The following is a 15,100-nucleotide window of genomic DNA, read 5'->3' as shown; positions in this document are numbered from 1 at the left end:
CGTGTAAGCCGCCGAACGTAACCCGCAGTAGTAGTGACCGAAAGGCGCGATGTCCGATTCGGCAAAGGTTATCGGATTGGTCGGCTAAAATGTCTTGATGTTCGAACAACTCACAGGTCCTCAATGAAGCGCGTTCTTATCGTCAAGGTCACTTCGCTCGGCGATATCGTGCAAGCCTTGCCCGTGGTCGCGGATATCAAGCGCGCGTTTCCCGGCGTTCAGGTGGATTGGGCCGCGGACGAAGCATTCGCCGAAGTCGTGCACTGGAGCGAGAATGTAGACCGCGTGTTGTGCGCGCCCTTGCGCCGCTTCAAGAAAGCGCGCCGCTGGGCCGATTTCAAATCGATCTGGGCGTCCATCGCCGAGTTGCGCGCCTATCGCTACGATTTCATCCTCGACATTCAGGGCGTGTACAAGAGCGCGATCATTGCGTTTCTGGCGCGCTCGTCGCGACGCATCGGCTACCGGGCGCCGGATCTCGGCGAGCAGGGCGCGGCGTTCGCTTATACCGGCCGATTCGGCCCGCGTCCGAAATGCAATGCGTGGCACGGCATGCGCATCAGCGCGGGCGAGGCACTGGGCTACGAGATAGAAGGCCCGGCGGTCTTCAATCTGCGCTTGCCGGAACCGGCCACGCTTCCGTTCGAGGTGAACGGCGCGCCGGTCGCGGCGTTCTTTCACGCCACCTCGAAAGACGACAAAAAATGGCCCGTGAGCCATTGGGTGGCGATCGGCCGCGAACTCGCGCAGCGCGGTTTTCAACTGGTGCTGCCGTGGGGCTCGGAAGGCGAGCGGCTCGAAGCGGAGCAGATCGCATCGCAACTGCCGGGCGCGACCGTCCTGCCGAAAATGAGCGTGACGGAAATCGCGCAGATGATCGACGCGTGCTCGCTCGTGATCGGCACCGACACGGGCTTCGTCCACCTTGCGCACGCGCTGCAGAAGCGCACGGTGATGATCTTCGTGGCGACACCGCCGTCGCATTACGGCATCGAATCGCCATATCGCTCCGTCTCCATCGGCGACGGCCAGTCGGTGCCGCCCATCAGCGCCGCGCTCGAGGCGATCGACTACGTTCACACCGAGGCGCACGACGTGACGGCGCAGCACGGGTCCGCAGCCGTCTGAACGCGGCGTCCCGACGTCTCGCGCAATCGTTTGCTCGAAAAGAAAAGAGGCGCGACGCGCAGTCCGCTCAAACAGCCGAGCGCCGCCTCGTAACGCCTCCGAAAACGCCCGTGTCGGGGAACAGCGGGCGGAGAGGAATCGCTGCAATCAAATACATTCGGCTACGCATTGAGCGGGGACACCGCGTACACGCTCGGTGTCGACGCGACGACCGCCGCCTGGCGACCGGCCGGGGTGCATCTCCGGTTCATCTGCGGTATAGGGTGCGAATGTCCACACGGTTTCGTGCAGCACCTCGACTTCCCCGCAGCCGCGAATTCAAAAGGCGCCGCTCATTACACGCCTGTTAAATCTGTCGCTTTTCGTTGAGCGCCGACTTGGCCATTCACGCGTTACTCGCGTCACCAAAGGCGACGGCGCGCTGCATGCCTTCGTAGGCAACATGTCTGGCGGATTCACCTTGCACCGCGTATGCGCCGCCAGCAAGGCACGCGCCGGACCGGCACATTCAAACCAGTATAGGCGGTGATTTCCTCCGATGTGAATTCGGCGTGATCGCGCCTCGAGCGCAGTGCGTTACGTGCGTCGGTCATGTAACACCTTGGTGATTTTCCCTTACAAATCGCAACGCTCGCGCAGCGCGCCGTCGTGTTCAATCGAGTCATTCGGGGTTTCGGCTCGAATGACTCTGACACGATGGAGAACAACAATGAAACGCTTGATCCTCAGCCTGATCGCAGGCACGTTGCTCGCAACGGCACTTGGTGGTTGCATCGTCGCGCCCGCGCCGGGCTACTACGGCGGCGGTGGCTACTATCATCACGGCGGCTATTACTACCGGTGATCCAACTGGCCGAGGCCGCGGCGCCTGCGACGGCGCTGCGGCACCCGTCCGCGTCAGGCCAACAGCATTTCGAACGCGATGACCGCTCCGATGGCCGCCGCATTCGCCGCCAGAGCTTCCACCACGATGCCTTTCCATGTCGCCGGACGAAAGCGCAATGCAAGCAATAGCGAACAGAGCAACGCCAGTGCAATGATCATCACGACGTCCGCGTTGTGAAGGTGAACGTTCATCCCTGCCTCCCTGCTGCCCGAAGGGTTATTTGAGTCGAGTATAGGCATGTCAAAAAGACGCGCAAGGCAGGGAATTTACTCAGCAAATGCTCGGCTAGCGGAGGGCGCCGCTCGCGTTACATCAGCCTTGTGTCGCGTGTTTCGCGCATGCACAGCACGCCGATCATGCTGACGGCCGCGGCGATCGACACATACGCGCCCACCCATGGCAACCCGCCGCGCGCGGCGAGCATCTGCGCGATATACGGCGCGACCGACGCGCCGAGAATCCCACCGAGGTTGTACGACACACCGGCGCCGGTATAGCGCACATTGGTGGGAAACAACTCCGGCAGGAGCGCACCCATCGGCGCGAACGTCACGCCCATCAAAAACAGTTCGATCACAAGAAACAGCAGCACCAGCGACGTCTGTCCGCTGCCAAGCAACGGCGCCATCGTGAAGCCAGACAGAATCGCCGCGATGATGCCGACGATCAGCACCGGCTTGCGTCCATAGCGGTCGGCGGCCCAGGCCGACAGCGGCGTGGCGAGTGCCATGAATACCACCGCGATACACAGCAGACCGAGGAACGTCGGCCGCGGAATATGCAACACGGAGACGCCGTACGACAGCGAAAACGTGGTGGCGTTGTAGAAGAGCGTGTAGCAGACCACCATCGCGAGCGCGCCGAGCAGGGTCGGCACCCAGTGTTGGGACAGCAGCGTGGCGATCGGCACCTTCACGCGTTCCTGACGTTCGATCGCCGCCTGGAACGCCGGCGTCTCGGCGATTTTCAGGCGCACGTATAAACCGAGCGCGACCAGCACCGCGCTCACGAGGAACGGCACGCGCCAGCCCCAACTGCGGAATTGCTCGTCGCTCAACGAGAGCGCCAGCGCGAAGAACAGGCCGTTGGACGCAAGAAAGCCGATCGACGGCCCGAGTTGCGGGAACATGCCGAACCAGCCGCGTTTGCCGGGCGGCGCATTCTCGGTGGCGAGCAGCGCGGCGCCGCCCCATTCGCCGCCGAGGCCGATGCCCTGGCCGAAGCGCAAGATGCACAACAGGATCGGCGCGAGGCTGCCGATCGAGTCGTAGCCGGGGACGAAACCGATCAGCGTGGTGGACAGGCCCATCACCAGTAGCGACGCCACCAGCGTCGATTTACGGCCGATCCGGTCACCGAAGTGGCCGAACAGGAACGAGCCGATCGGCCGCGCCACGAAGGCGATGCCGAACGTGACGAAGGCCGACAGGGCCTGCGCCGTCGCCGAGCCGTGCGGGAAAAACACCGGTCCGATGACGAGCGCCGCGGCGGTCGCATAGACGTAGAAATCGTAGAACTCGATCGCGGTGCCGATAAAGCTCGCGAAGATGATCCGCGAACTCTTGTTCTGCCCGGTCGCATTGGGCTGGGCCGCGGAAATCGGCGAAGTGGACATGCAGGGTCTCCCTAATCGTGATGCCGCCGGACGCCCGGTTCGTGAGCCGGTGGTGCGTGTGAAGACGGCATCTTTGTTCAAATTCGTGGGCCTCGCTTTGTCCGCGGGCCGGCGGGCGGCTCGTGTGACGCAGGCGACGCGAACAACGAAGCAACAGCTTACAACGGCAGCCGGCGAAGTTCGCCCGCGAAAGCGGCCATACCAGGGCAATAACCAGGCGGGAGGCGGGCGAGGTAAGGCGGGGCGGCCGGTGCGGCGCGAAGCCGGGATGCTTTCCGATCCGGGCAACGGCGGGTCGCACCATGCATCAAGCAGGCGGCGCTGGCGGATGGCGCGGCGGCGCTGCAATCGGGCTCATGCCGCGCCGGCGGATGAGCGGGCGGGGTGAGCCATGCCGGAAGGCTCCGGCGCGGGGAATCGGAAAATTATAGCGAGCGCGGCCGCGCCGCAGCAAGGCAGCGCCGGTTTTGCCGCGCGCCTGGCACGACACGAACCGTGTTCAATCGATGGTCTGCGCTTGCGGCGAGGCGAGCTCGCGGAGCTGGAATTTGCCGTTGTCGTTGAACAGCCAGTCTTCGAATAGCTCGAGCTGGCCTCGACCGTTCAGCAATTTGCCGGGCGGTTGCGGCAGCGGCGCGGCGCGCCGCAAGCTGGCGAGCGCGGTGCTCTCGGCTTCGTCGTCGCCGTTGGTGCGATACACCGCCGACTCCAGCACATGGCCATTGCCATCCACCGTGAACGACACGACCACGAGCGAGCGCAGCATCGCTTGCGGCGTGCCGCGCAGCACGTAAGACGGATTGCGTTCGATGATGCGTCTCGCCACGGCCTCACGGTACTGGTCGAGCGTCGCGCTGTTGATGGCGGCCGCGGGCGTCGGCACGCTGGCGCGCGGCGGTGGTGTGATGGTGCAGCCCGCCATGCCGATAACCAGGCCGGCGACGAGGAGCATGCCGCGCACATGCGCGGGCCGTACGCCGACGCTGCAAACGCAGCGTCCGTTGTAATGGCGAAGGTGACGCGTGCGAGTGAACATGATGAGGGAAACCACGAAGACAGAGCCTGATTTGATGGTAGTCAAAATCCGCCAGGAAGCAATTGGCGTTCGCCCGCTCCATGTGGCCCAACCGACTGTAATAGGCGGAAATATGAGCGAATTGGATGGCGGCGAAAACACGCCTACACTTCGATGGCCTCTTTCGAGAGGCATCGGTGGAAGTCTTTCATTTAGCCCGCTTCGCGCGGGCTTTTTCTTTTGCGGTGCGGTTCACTTGGGCACGTGCGGCGCGCAAAACAAAAGGCGAACCCGATAGCGAGTTCGCCTTTCTATCCGCAAGCTGCGTGCAGGAGCCAAATAGGAACCAAGCAGGACCCAAGCAGGACCCAAGCACGAGACGAGCGCAGAATGCACGCTCACCGCATGTCGCGCGTCCGCTTACTTCAACGCTTCACGTGCCGCCTTCACCGCCGCGAGCACCTGCTCGGGCGCCGTGCCGCCCGGATGATTGCGGCTCGCCACCGAGCCTTCCAGCGTCAGATACGAGAACACGTCTTCGCCGATCAGATGCGCGACGTTCGGCAGTTCCTTGCGCATTTCCTCGAGCGTCAGATCCGCCAGATCGCAGCCGCGATCCGCGCAGACGCGCACAGCCAGCGCCACCGCTTCGTGCGCGTCGCGGAACGGCAGGCCACGCTTGACCAGATAGTCGGCCAGATCGGTGGCCGTGGAGAAGCCTTGCAGCGCGGCGTCGCGCATGGCTTGCGGCTTCACCGAAATACCGGCGACCATTTCAGCGAAGATGCGCAGCGTATCGGCAACCGTATCGACGGTGTCGAACAGCGGTTCCTTGTCTTCCTGATTGTCCTTGTTGTATGCAAGCGGCTGGCCTTTCATCAGCGTGAGCAGCGCGATCAGATGGCCGTTCACGCGGCCAGTCTTGCCGCGCGCGAGTTCGGGCACGTCCGGGTTCTTCTTCTGCGGCATGATCGACGAGCCGGTGCAGAAGCGGTCCGCCAGATCGATAAAGCCGACGCGCGGGCTCATCCACAGCACGAGTTCTTCGGAGAAGCGCGACACGTGCGTCATGACGAGCGCCGAGGCCGCCGTGAATTCGATCGCGAAGTCGCGGTCGGACACCGCGTCCAGCGAGTTCGCGCAGATGCCGTCGAAGCCCAAAGTCTTCGCCACCGCGTGACGATCGATCGGGTAGCTAGTGCCGGCGAGCGCGGCCGCGCCCAGCGGCAGGCGGTTCACACGCTTGCGGCAGTCGATCATGCGTTCGGCGTCGCGCGAAAACATTTCGACGTAGGCGAGCAGGTGATGGCCGAACGTGACCGGCTGCGCTACCTGCAAGTGCGTGAAGCCCGGCATGATGGTCGAGGCGTTCTTCTCCGCCATGTCGAGCAGGGCCGTGCGCAATTCCGTCAGCAAAGCGCCGATCCGGTCGATCTCGCCGCGCAGCCACAAGCGGATATCCGTCGCCACCTGGTCGTTACGCGAGCGGCCGGTGTGCAGGCGCTTGCCGGCGTCGCCGATCAGCGCGGTCAGGCGCGCCTCGATATTCAGGTGGACGTCTTCCAGATCGAGTTGCCACTCGAACTCGCCGCGCTCGATTTCGCCCTTGATCTGCGCCATGCCGCGTTGGATCGCGGCGAGGTCGTCGGCGGCGATGATCTTCTGCGCGGCCAGCATCGAGGCGTGCGCGAGCGACCCTTCGATGTCGACGAGCGCCAGACGCTTGTCGAAGAAAACCGACGACGTGTAGCGTTTGACAAGCTCCGACATCGGCTCCGAGAAGCGAGCCGACCAGGCTTCGCCTTTTTTGTGCAGTTGGGACGTCATGGTGTTGGGCAGTTAAGCGGCAGTTGAGCGAGCGGTGAAGAGGCTGGCGACGCGAATGCACATGCCGTGCAAAAGTGACGCCGAAGCGAGGAAAGACAGGGATTTTAACACTGGCCGGGAGGCTTAAAGACGCCGTGCGCCGCGGCTGTGTCCCGTCGCCTACTCGCGCATCAGCACCACCAGTTTCAGATCTTCGCGATGCGCGGGTTTGAACGTGATCTGGTCGTACACGATGCGGCCGTCGCGCGGATGGTTGAACTCGCGCCGTCCGCCTTCGCGGCCGCCCACATCCTGCGAGGCCCAGAAGCGCGCGAACGCGTCGCTCGCGGCGGTGAGCGAGTCGATCAGCGCACGGGTGGGCGCGTCGTTCAGATGGCGGATCGAATCGGCGCGGAATTCGGCGGCGAGCCGCCGCGCGCGCGTTTCCCAATCGACGATCAACTCACGCGCGGCCGCTTCCGTGAAGGTATAGCGCAGCAGATTGCGGTCGTGCGCGCCGTCCAGCCAGCCGACGAACAGGTCCGTGGCGCGCTCGTTCCACGCGAGCGCATTCCACTGGCGGTCGAGCACATAGGCCGGCGCACTGACAAGCTGCACGGTTTGCAGCAAGGTGGCTGGCGCATCGGCGGCGGCCGGATCGGGCTCAGCCGGGTCGCGCTGGGCGGCCAGTTCGAACAGATACGCCCGTTCGGCCCGCGACAGTTGCAACGCGACGGCGATGCGCGCGAGCGCGTCGGCGGACGCGGAGACCGGGCGCCCCTGTTCGATCCATGTGTACCAGGTCGGACTCACGCCGCACAGTTGCGCGACTTCCTCGCGCCGCAATCCCGGTGTGCGGCGGCGTGGACCCGGCGGCAAGCCGACCGCTTGCGGCGAGAGCCGCTCACGGTGAGCGCGGATGAAGTCGCCGAGCGCGCGGGCCGGGGTGGCGTCGAGCGGCGGCGGGTTGTCGGCGGAAGACGGCGTGGTCATGCTGAGCGGGCGATAGGTCGACGAAGGCAGGGAGGTAATGGCGATACCAGAATAATCGCTTAACTTGTACCGGTACACAGCGGGCCCTATTGTAACGGCTGGAATCGCACAACGCGCTTCCAGCGCTGCCCCAAATACATAACCGGAGCCTTCCATGAAGCATCACGATCAGGTCGCCGACGCCTTTGGCTCGACCGCCGCCGCCTATTTGACGAGCCCGACCCATGCCACCGGCGCCGATCTGCGGACGCTGGCCGAATCGATCGCGGCGACGCCGGATGCGACGGTGCTCGACATGGGTTGTGGCGCCGGCCACGCGAGTTTCGCGGTCGCGCCGCACGCGCAAGCCGTGGTCGCCTACGACATCGCGCCGCAAATGCTGGCGACCGTGGAAGGCGCCGCGAAGGAGCGCGGTCTTGCCAATATCAGCACGCAGCAAGGCGCGGCCGAAGTGCTGTCGTTCGCCGATCATTCGTTCGACTGGGTGATCAGCCGGATGAGCGCGCATCACTGGCACGACGTGCCGCTCGCACTCGCCGAAGTACGGCGCGTGTTGAAGCCGGGCGGCAAGGTGCTGTTCATCGATATCGCCGGCAGCGATCATCCGCTGCTCGACACGCATATTCAGGCGATCGAGTTGCTGCGCGACGGCTCGCATATTCGCGATTACCGCGCCGACGAGTGGATCGCATTGTTTGCGGCAGCAGGCTTTACAACATCGATTCGCGAGCGCTGGCGTATCGATATCGAGTTCAGCTCGTGGGTGGCGCGCATGCGCACGCCGGAAGCGCGTGTGGTGGCGATTCGTTCGATGTGGGCGCATTCGCCGGACGAAGTCCGTCAATATTTCGACGTGCAGGAAGACGGCTCTTTCAAGCTCGACGCGTTGATGATCGAAGCACAATAAAAAGCCGGGCGCGACGAACAACGTCGCGCCCGGCTTGTGTGCTCAAAGGCGTGCAATCAAGCGCTTGCGTGCTTAGCCCGTATTGCGCAAGCCCGCTGCAATCCCGTTGATGCTCAAATGAATCCCGCGCCGCACGCGCGCGTTGGTGTCGCCGGCGCGGTGACGCTTGAGCAACTCCACCTGCAGGTGATTCAGCGGGTCGAGATACGGGAAGCGATTCTTGATGGAGCGCGCGAGGAGCGGGTTCTCCGCGAGCCGTTCGCTCTTGCCCGTGATCTCCGACAACACCTTCGACGTGCGCTCCCATTCCGCGACGATCCGCTCGAACACGTGCTTGCGCAGCTTCTTGTCGGACACCAAGGCGGCGTAGCGCGAGGCGACAGCGAGGTCGGTCTTTGCCAGCACCATGTCCATGTTCGACAGCAGGTTGGCGAAGAACGGCCACGTCTTGTGCATTTTCTTCAGCAGCGCGAGACGGTTCTTGCGTTCGGCGTCGGTCGGCGCGCTGTCCAGATGCGCGGCCACCGCGCTGCCGAAACCGTACCAGCCGGTCAGCAGCAACCGGCATTGGCCCCATGAGAAACCCCACGGAATCGCGCGCAGATCTTCGATCTTGCGTTGCTTCGGATCTTGCAGTTTGCGCGAGGCCGGCCGGCTGCCGATGTTCAACTCGGCGATCTCCGCGATCGGCGTGGACTCGAAGAAATACTCCTTGAAGCCCGGCGTTTCGTAGACCAGCGCGCGGTAGGACGCCATCGCCGCGTCGGACAACTGCTGCATCGTTTCCTCGAACGCGGGCAGTTGCGCCGGTGCAATGCCGTGCGGCAGCAACGACGCTTCGAGCGTGGCGGCGACCACCGTTTCCAGATTGCGCCGGCCGATTTCCGGATTGCCGAACTTGCTGGCGATCACTTCACCTTGCTCGGTCAAACGGATCTGGCCGTCGACGGTGCCCGGCGGCTGCGACAGAATCGCCTGATAGGTCGGACCACCGCCACGACCCACGGTGCCTCCGCGTCCATGGAACAGACGCAGCGTCACGCCGCGTTCGTTGAAGAGCGACACCAGCGCGAGTTCGGCGCGGTACAACTCCCAGTTCGACGTGAGGAAGCCGCCGTCCTTGTTGCTATCCGAATAGCCGAGCATCACTTCCTGCTCGTTGCCCTGATGTTCGATCAGCGCGTCGACGCCCGGCAGCGCGATCAGGTCGCGCATGATGTGCGGCGCGTTGCGCAAGTCGGGGATCGTCTCGAACAACGGGATCACCATCAGGCCCGCTTGCGCCGGATCGTTCGCGTCGCCCAGACGGCCGTGCAGCAGGCCGGTTTCCTTTTGCAGCAACATCACTTCCACCAGATCGCTCACGGTTTCCGTGTGCGAGATGATGTAGTTGCGCACCGCGCGCGCGCCGAATTTCTCGCGTGTGATGCGCGCTTCCTCGAGCACGCCGAGCTCGCTCTTCACGAGGTCGGAGTAGTCCGCGTACGGCAGGCGCAACGGACGCGGCTGCGCCAGTTCGGCGAGCAGCACCTTGAGCTTGTCTTCTTCCGTAAGCGCCGCGTAGTCGTCCTCGACGCCGGCGCGCTTGAGCAGTTCGGCGATCACCGCTTCGTGAATGTCGGAGCTCTGGCGCAAGTCGATGCTCGCCAGATGGAAGCCGAACACTTCGGCGGCGCGCGCGAGCGGCGACAGGCGCGGTGCGGCGAGCGGCGCGCCATGATGCTCGGCGAGCGAATCGATCAGCACGTGCAGGTCGCGCACGAATTCGGCCGAGTCGCCGTACGGCGTGGCGCGGATCGGCGCTGCGCCGCGGCCCGCGCTGCGCACCGGCACGCTGCCTTCGCCGAGGCGCACGCGCGCGCTCGCGGCGAGCCGCGTGTACATGCCGATCAACGCCCGGCGATACGGCTCGTCGGTACGATGCGGCGACTGGTCGGGCGAGGCGGCGGCGAGTTCCTTCAGGGCGTCGCTGGCGCCGGCCAGCAGGTTGGACACCGACAACTCCGCGCCGAGTTTGTGCACCTGCTCCATGTAGTGCTCGAAGATCACCGCGGCCTGGCGGGTAATCGCGTTTTCGAGCGTTTCGGCCGTGACGTTCGGATTACCGTCTCGATCGCCGCCGATCCAGCTGCCCATCTGGAAGAACGGCGGCAGGCGCGCATCGATGCCGTGCTCGACGAGCGCTTCCTCGATATCGGCGTAGAGCGCCGGGATCTCGGAGAGGAAAGTGGCGCGGTAATACGACAGCGCGTTCTCGATTTCGTCGGCCACGGAGAGGCGCGAATCGCGCAACATGCGCGTTTGCCATAGCGACGTGACGCGGGCGCGCAGCATCGCTTCGTTGTGCGCGCGCTCGCGGTCGGTCAACTGCTGATCGCGTTCGGCGAGCAGGCGCGCCACGTCGTGCTGCGCGTCGAGAATGCTCTTGCGTTGCACTTCGGTCGGATGCGCGGTGAGCACCGGCACGATCAACGCGTCGTTGAAGAACTGTTGCAGGACCGGCGTGGCGGCCGCGTTGGCTTCGACGAGCCGTTCGAGCGCATGGGCAATCGTGCCCGGTTGCGAAGTCGAACCGGCCAGTTCGTGAATCCGGTGACGGCGATTGCGGTGGCGGTCTTCAGCAATGTTCGCGAGATGCGAAAAGTAGCTGAACGCGCGCACCACGCTGACCGTTTGCTCCGGGCTCAGCGAGCGCAGTTTCTTGTCGAGCGTTTGCGCGGCGGCGCTGTCGTCTTCGCGGCGAAAGCGCACGGCGGTCTGGCGGATCGTTTCGACGACGTCGAACACCGCGTCGCCTTCCTGTTCGCGCAGCACGTCGCCGAGCAGGCGTCCGAGATAGCGGATGTCCTGGAACAGCGGATGGTCTTTGTCTTCGCGCGTGCGGCCATTGTTCTTCGGCGCGGAAGCGGAAGCCGGCGAAGACGATTCCTCCGGCACGGCCTGCAGCGCGGGCGCTTGCGACGTGTCGGCAACCACCTTGATCTTCACGGAGCCGCCCTTGGCGGCTTTCTGCGCCTTGGCGGCGGACGCGGCCTGCGTCGTCTTATCCGTTTTGACTGCCTTCACGGGCTTGTCCGTCTTGACGGGCGCGGAGGTCTTGGCGGCCTTGCCGGCTTTGGCGGCGTGAGCAGCCTGAGCGGGTTTGCCGGCGCGTTTGACCGATGTGGACTCAGCAGCGCTTGTGGCCGAGGCGGCGGCAGAAGCGGCGGGCTGGGCGGCGTCGGCCGCGCGAGCGTTGGGCGATGCAGTGTTGCGGCGGGCAGGGCGCGCCGATCCGGAAGACGTCACGATGGGTTTCCTCAGGGAAGCCAGGGTCTGTTGAGTGATGAACTGCTACTGCGGAACTGCACTATGAACTGCAACGTGAACTGCAAAGGGAACTGCGCGAAACGGTATGCGCCGATGGCGATACGCCTGAGAGGAGACTGTGCGCCAGAACGGTGCCGCGCATTCGCACGACACTCGTTCGAGGCACCCGCGGCACCTGAGCCAGGTCAGACCGCATCGCATCATCCCGCATGCGGCGGCCCGGTGCGCGAACGACCGTGCGTGAACATGCCGGGATGGGGCAGGCGCGCACCGCGCGAAGCCCGTCTCCTCTATCGATACCGCTTCAGCACGGCGCCTGGCTGCGTCTTGAGACGCAAGGGCGCGTGCTAACATTGTTCGTTATTACATCCCGTCATTCGATCAGCAAGCTAATGAACACCGAGACGTTTTCAACGCCACCCCACACGCTTGTGATTGCGTCGCGAGAAAGCCGCCTGGCCATGTGGCAAGCGGAGCATGTGCGATGTGCGCTGCACAAATTATATCCATCTTGTGACGTAAAAATCCTCGGAATGACAACACGTGGCGATCAAATTCTCGATCGCACTTTGTCGAAGGTTGGTGGTAAGGGCCTCTTCGTGAAGGAACTCGAAGCCGCTCTCGCCGACGGCCGCGCGGACCTCGCCGTGCACTCGCTCAAAGACGTGCCGATGGAATTGCCCGCAGGCTTTGCGCTGTCCACCATCATGGAGCGCGAAGATCCGCGCGACGCGCTGGTCTCCAATGATTACGACTCGCTCGCGGCACTGCCGGCCGGCGCCGTGGTCGGCACGTCCAGCCTGCGCCGCGAGGCCATGCTGCGCATGCGTTACCCGCATCTCGAAGTGCGGCCATTGCGCGGCAATCTGGACACGCGTCTGTCGAAACTCGATCGCGGCGATTACGCGGCGATCATTCTGGCCGCAGCCGGCCTGAAGCGTCTGGGTCTGGGCGAGCGCATCCGCGCGCTGCTCGATCCTGAAGACAGCCTGCCCGCAGCGGGCCAGGGCGCGCTCGGCATCGAGATTCGCGCCGATCGCGCCGACCTTGCTGCATGGCTCGCACCATTGCATCACGACCACACGGCAGCCGCCGTCGAAGCGGAGCGCATGGTCTCGCGCGCGCTCGGCGGCAGTTGCGAAGTGCCGCTCGCCGCGTATGCCATGTGGCGCGACGGCGCGCTGCATCTGCGCGGCATTGTCGCCACGCCGGACGGGCAACGCGTGCTGAGCGCGCAGGCGTCGGCGCCGGGGCCCAGCGTCGAACGCGCGGTCGCGCTTGGCCAGGAAGTGGCGAACGCGTTAGAGCAGCAGGGCGCAATGGACATCGTGCGCGCGCTCAGCACCGCCAGCGGTCCCGCCGCGGCGAAGCAGGGCACGGCGGAGCACGGCGCGGCGGACAGCGCGGCGACCGGCGAGTGATGGCGGCCGATATCCCAGGCAACACTTCTTCATCCGTCGACAAGGCGGTGTTCACGGTCGTAATTACGCGACCGGCCGGTCAGTCGAACGAATTGATTGCGCTGCTGGCCGCCGCCGGCATCGCCACGCTCGACTTTCCGCTGATCGACATCGCCCCTGTCACCGACGACGCGCCCTTGCGCGCCGCCTTGGCCTCGCTCGAACGCTATGCGCTCGTCGTGTTCGTGTCTCCGAATGCCGTCGATCATGCGTTTGCCCATAGCGACTCGATCTGGCCGCATGCGCTGCCGATCGGCGTCGTCGGACCGGGCAGCGTGCAGGCGCTCGCGCGCCATGGCGTCGCGGCGCCGGCGTACAAGGTGATCAGCCCGCCGTCCGGTTCGGATGAAGACACCGCGCGTTTCGATTCAGAAGGTCTGTTCGCCGCGATCGATACGGCGCTTGGCGCAACCAGTCTCGAAGGCAAGCGCGTGCTGATCGTGCGCGGCGACGGCGGCCGAGAATGGCTCGCCGAGCGCCTGCGCGAAGCCGGCGCCGAAGTCGACACAGTCGCGGCATACCGGCGCCTCGTGCCGGAACCGTCGATCGGCGCCTGGGCGCGCGTGCACGAGTTGCTCGCGGGCGAGCCGCACGCGTGGCTGCTCACCAGCTCCGAAGGCGTGCGCAATCTGCACGAACTGGCGCAAGACCACCTCACCGCCGGCGAGATCGCGCAACTCAAACGCGCCGCGCTCGTCACGCCGCATCCCCGTATCGCGCAGACCGCGCGGGCATTGGGTTTTGATAGCATGACGGTGTCCGGCGCGGGAGATGACCGCATTGCCCGCGCCTTGATTGCCGCCGTCCCGCCCGTCGTCCAACCGGTATCGTCCAATCCGGCTCATTCACCGGCTAAATCACGCATGACTGAAACGAACGCATCCACGAACGCTTCACCCCAGCCGGCCGCGACCACTGCGTTGCCGCCGAATCAACCCTTCACGCCCTACGAAGCGCAAAAGCGCCATAGCGCGAGCGGACCGCTGCTGTGGTTTGTCGTCGTGATCATGGCTTGCGCCGCGGGCGTGGGCGGCTATGCGCTCAATCGCAAGGTCGAGCGCACGGAGCAGCAGATCGCGCAGCGCCAGCAAGCCAACGACACGCAGACCAACGAACTGCGCATCAAGACCGAGCAGGCGCTCGCCACGGTGCATCAGTCGGAGTCGCAGGTCGCGCAACTCGAAGGCAAGCTCGCCGATGCGCAAACCTCGCAGCAGGCGCTGCAACAGCAATACGCGGATCTCGCGCGCAATCGCGACGACTGGACGCTCGCCGAAGTCGGCCAGATGCTCTCCGCCGCCAGCCAGCAGTTGCAGCTCACCGGCAACACGCAGCTCGCGCTGTTCGCGCTGCAAAGCGCCGACACGCGTCTCGCCGCATCGGACAGCCCGCAAGCGGTCGCCGTGCGCAAGGCCATCGCGCAGGACATCGACAAGCTAAAGGCCGCGCCTTCCACCGATCTCACGGGCATGGCCATCAAGCTCGACAACGCGATCGACCAGGTCGACAACCTGCCGCTTTCGGGTGAAGCGCCGATCGCCCACGCCACGCCGCGAGCCGCGACATGGGCCGACACGGCCAAGGTGGCCGCGGCCACCGGCGAGCCGCGCTGGAAGGTGTGGTGGCGTGAAGTGAGCACCGGCATTGGCCAGCAGTTGACGAGCCTCGTGCAGGTGCGCCGGATCGACAACGCCGACGCAATGCTGGTCACGCCCGATCAGGGCTACTTCGTGCGCGAGAATCTCAAGCTGCGTTTGCTGTCGGCGCGTCTCGCCTTGCTGTCGCGCAACGAGACCACGCTGAGGTCCGACCTGCAGGCGGCGCAGAATGCGCTCACGCGTTACTTCGACAACTCGTCGAAGAAAACGCAGACCGTGACCGATCTCGTCAAGCAGGTGGAGGCGGGCTCGGCCGCGGTCGAATTGCCGAATCTGAATACGAGCCTGCAGGCCGTCAATCAATACCGGAGCCGAGGTTAATC

The 15,100-nt window shown here is 64.8% G+C and carries 11 protein-coding genes; 5 read left to right on the top strand and 6 right to left on the bottom strand.

What is annotated here, in order from left to right; translation table 11 throughout:
* Positions 1 to 123: 123 nt before the first annotated feature.
* Both waaC and B0G82_RS41035 read left to right on the top strand, forming a co-directional pair.
* Entirely contained in the window at positions 124 to 1,128 is a 1,005-nt protein-coding gene (gene waaC / locus B0G82_RS01370) for a lipopolysaccharide heptosyltransferase I (RefSeq protein WP_121306434.1), read from the top strand.
* Positions 1,129 to 1,837: 709 nt separating this feature from the next.
* Positions 1,838 to 1,972, top strand: coding sequence for a hypothetical protein (locus B0G82_RS41035; RefSeq protein WP_012432108.1), 135 nt, complete (start codon positions 1,838 to 1,840; stop codon positions 1,970 to 1,972).
* Positions 1,973 to 2,025: 53 nt separating this feature from the next.
* On the opposite strand, the gene B0G82_RS01365 is transcribed toward B0G82_RS41035, so the two are convergent.
* The 5 genes from B0G82_RS01365 to B0G82_RS01345 form a co-directional block, all read right to left on the bottom strand.
* Positions 2,026 to 2,205 carry a hypothetical protein gene (locus B0G82_RS01365; protein WP_121306433.1) on the bottom strand — a complete coding sequence of 60 codons (180 nt, stop codon included), beginning with the start codon at positions 2,203 to 2,205 and terminating at the stop codon, positions 2,026 to 2,028.
* A 116-nt stretch (positions 2,206 to 2,321) separates the two neighbouring features.
* Positions 2,322 to 3,629 carry an MFS transporter gene (locus B0G82_RS01360; protein WP_121306432.1) on the bottom strand — a complete coding sequence of 436 codons (1,308 nt, stop codon included), beginning with the start codon at positions 3,627 to 3,629 and terminating at the stop codon, positions 2,322 to 2,324.
* Positions 3,630 to 4,128: 499 nt separating this feature from the next.
* Positions 4,129 to 4,581: a TonB family protein gene (locus B0G82_RS01355; protein ID WP_241974646.1), complete on the bottom strand. Its 453-nt coding sequence runs from the start codon at positions 4,579 to 4,581 to the stop codon at positions 4,129 to 4,131.
* Between the two features lie 483 nt (positions 4,582 to 5,064).
* Positions 5,065 to 6,471: an argininosuccinate lyase gene (gene argH / locus B0G82_RS01350; protein WP_121306430.1), complete on the bottom strand. Its 1,407-nt coding sequence runs from the start codon at positions 6,469 to 6,471 to the stop codon at positions 5,065 to 5,067.
* A 159-nt stretch (positions 6,472 to 6,630) separates the two neighbouring features.
* The gene (locus tag B0G82_RS01345; protein WP_116142575.1) at positions 6,631 to 7,443 is read right to left on the bottom strand and encodes a helix-turn-helix transcriptional regulator; all 813 of its coding nucleotides are present in this window, start codon (positions 7,441 to 7,443) and stop codon (positions 6,631 to 6,633) included.
* Positions 7,444 to 7,597: 154 nt separating this feature from the next.
* Here B0G82_RS01345 and B0G82_RS01340 point away from each other — a divergent pair, with 154 nt between their 5' ends.
* A complete protein-coding gene (locus B0G82_RS01340) occupies positions 7,598 to 8,350 on the top strand; it encodes a class I SAM-dependent methyltransferase (protein ID WP_121306429.1) in 753 nt (250 codons plus the stop codon).
* A gap of 72 nt (positions 8,351 to 8,422) precedes the next feature.
* Here the strand turns inward: B0G82_RS01340 and ppc are convergent, their stop codons facing one another.
* Entirely contained in the window at positions 8,423 to 11,638 is a 3,216-nt protein-coding gene (gene ppc, locus B0G82_RS01335; RefSeq protein WP_121306428.1) for a phosphoenolpyruvate carboxylase, read from the bottom strand.
* Positions 11,639 to 12,051: 413 nt separating this feature from the next.
* Between ppc and hemC the strand changes: the two genes are divergently transcribed.
* The gene (gene hemC / locus B0G82_RS01330) at positions 12,052 to 13,080 is read left to right on the top strand and encodes a hydroxymethylbilane synthase (RefSeq protein WP_121306427.1); all 1,029 of its coding nucleotides are present in this window, start codon (positions 12,052 to 12,054) and stop codon (positions 13,078 to 13,080) included.
* A complete protein-coding gene (gene hemDX / locus B0G82_RS01325) occupies positions 13,080 to 15,098 on the top strand; it encodes a fused uroporphyrinogen-III synthase HemD/membrane protein HemX (protein WP_121306426.1) in 2,019 nt (672 codons plus the stop codon). Before hemC ends, hemDX begins: the two co-directional genes overlap by 1 nt.
* The last annotated feature ends 2 nt before the right edge of the window (positions 15,099 to 15,100 follow it).

The sequence above is a fragment of the Paraburkholderia sp. BL17N1 genome (assembly GCF_003634175.1).
In the GTDB taxonomy this organism is placed as follows: Bacteria; Pseudomonadota; Gammaproteobacteria; order Burkholderiales; family Burkholderiaceae; genus Paraburkholderia.
The sequence above is the reverse complement of the archived record's forward strand: the minus strand, read 5'-3'. Positions and strand labels throughout refer to the sequence as shown.

Coding starts and splice junctions, on each gene's coding strand:
- waaC (WP_121306434.1), top strand. CDS start 124: ATGAAGCGCGTTCTTATCGTCAAGGTCACTTCGCTCGGCGATATCGTG.
- B0G82_RS41035 (WP_012432108.1), top strand. CDS start 1,838: ATGAAACGCTTGATCCTCAGCCTGATCGCAGGCACGTTGCTCGCAACG.
- B0G82_RS01365 (WP_121306433.1), bottom strand. CDS start 2,205: ATGAACGTTCACCTTCACAACGCGGACGTCGTGATGATCATTGCACTG.
- B0G82_RS01360 (WP_121306432.1), bottom strand. CDS start 3,629: ATGTCCACTTCGCCGATTTCCGCGGCCCAGCCCAATGCGACCGGGCAG.
- B0G82_RS01355 (WP_241974646.1), bottom strand. CDS start 4,581: ATGCTCCTCGTCGCCGGCCTGGTTATCGGCATGGCGGGCTGCACCATC.
- argH (WP_121306430.1), bottom strand. CDS start 6,471: ATGACGTCCCAACTGCACAAAAAAGGCGAAGCCTGGTCGGCTCGCTTC.
- B0G82_RS01345 (WP_116142575.1), bottom strand. CDS start 7,443: ATGACCACGCCGTCTTCCGCCGACAACCCGCCGCCGCTCGACGCCACC.
- B0G82_RS01340 (WP_121306429.1), top strand. CDS start 7,598: ATGAAGCATCACGATCAGGTCGCCGACGCCTTTGGCTCGACCGCCGCC.
- hemC (WP_121306427.1), top strand. CDS start 12,052: ATGAACACCGAGACGTTTTCAACGCCACCCCACACGCTTGTGATTGCG.
- hemDX (WP_121306426.1), top strand. CDS start 13,080: ATGGCGGCCGATATCCCAGGCAACACTTCTTCATCCGTCGACAAGGCG.